Origin of the sequence: Dolichospermum sp. UHCC 0352, from assembly GCF_009711925.1 — a bacterium.
In the GTDB taxonomy this organism is placed as follows: Bacteria; Cyanobacteriota; Cyanobacteriia; order Cyanobacteriales; family Nostocaceae; genus Dolichospermum; species Dolichospermum lemmermannii.
The window spans coordinates 1-1,260 of sequence record NZ_VIKY01000193.1 but is presented as its reverse complement, the minus strand read 5'-3'; the positions used below and the strand labels follow the sequence as shown (position 1 = coordinate 1,260).

The following is a 1,260-nucleotide window of genomic DNA, read 5'->3' as shown; positions in this document are numbered from 1 at the left end:
GGACCGCGTGCATGGTTAGAAAGGGCTGACGGTAAACCTGTTATCTCTGATATGTCTGTCTCTTATACACATCTAGATGTGTATAAGAGACAGCTTCCCCCACTTCCCCCACTTCCCCCACTTCCCCCACTTCCCCTACCTCCCCCACTTCCCCTACCTCCCCCACTTCCTCCCTCCGCGCCTCCGCACCTCTGCGAGAGACATCCGAAATATCAAAAGTCACAGTTACACTAGCTTCCAGCGCCGAACGCCCCTTATGTTTTTGAGCATTATTCACCAAATCCGGTAAACGTTCCGCCCGCATACCCTTAGAACTAGCCAGTCCCAAACAAAACAACAAAGCATCTAGAATATTTGACTTCCCAGAACCATTAGGACCAGATATGACGGTACACCCCGGTAACAAAGGGACAGCAGTAGTCCCACCGAAGGATTTAAAATTGGTAAGTTCAACGCGCTTGACATATACCATGAGGCACTGGTTAACTGTAAACTGGGTTAAATAACTAAGTGTACCAATTATTTATCATTTCGTGACCAAGAAAGAAGGGAAATTTGGTAACTAAATGTATGGCAACAATATATTTTAAACGAACCACAGAGACACAGAGGACACAGGGGGAAATACAAGGGGGTTGTTTACATCTGGTTTAAAATTGCTATATGTTAAGTTGCTCATAGATGTATTTATGGAAATTCAAACGCCAGATTGGGTTAAACACGCGGTTTTCTATCAAATCTTCCCCGACAGATTTGCTAGAAGTCAGCATTCCCGTCACAGCTTCTTAAATAATAGCAATTTAGAAGTCTGGGATGCACCACCTACATACCAAGGCTATAAAGGTGGTGATTTGTGGGGTGTGATAGAACGATTAGACTATATCGAAAGTTTAGGGGTGAATGCAATTTACTTTACACCCATTTTTCAATCTGCTAGTAATCATCGTTATCATACCCATGATTATTACCAGGTTGATCCGATGTTGGGGGGTAATCAGGCTTTGCGAGTATTAATAGATGCCGCCCACGCCCGCAATATGAAAATAGTTCTTGATGGCGTATTTAATCATAAAAATACCCGGTAAGTGGGAAACTCAGACACTTCAGTGCTAAGAGGGAAACGACTCGTGCGGTTTTAACCGCCTTGAATATTTTTTCATTACCGCCTTGGAGTTGGTAAATTCGGTGTACTTTTGTAATGTACTTTCAACGGGACAATTACCGATTCAAAATTCCCAACTCTGTACGCATAATGTGTTG

General features: G+C 43.2%; 2 pseudogenes. One reads left to right on the top strand and one right to left on the bottom strand.

Going from position 1 to position 1,260, the window contains the following annotated elements:
• Nucleotides 1-166: 166 nt before the first annotated feature.
• Nucleotides 167-472: pseudogene (locus FJR06_RS13470) on the bottom strand (AAA family ATPase); the annotation flags it as partial.
• A 217-nt stretch (nt 473-689) separates the two neighbouring features.
• On the opposite strand from FJR06_RS13470, the pseudogene FJR06_RS13465 reads away from it, so the two are divergent.
• Nucleotides 690-1,076 (top strand): annotated as a pseudogene (locus tag FJR06_RS13465) (alpha-amylase family glycosyl hydrolase); the annotation flags it as partial.
• Nucleotides 1,077-1,260 lie beyond the last annotated feature (184 nt).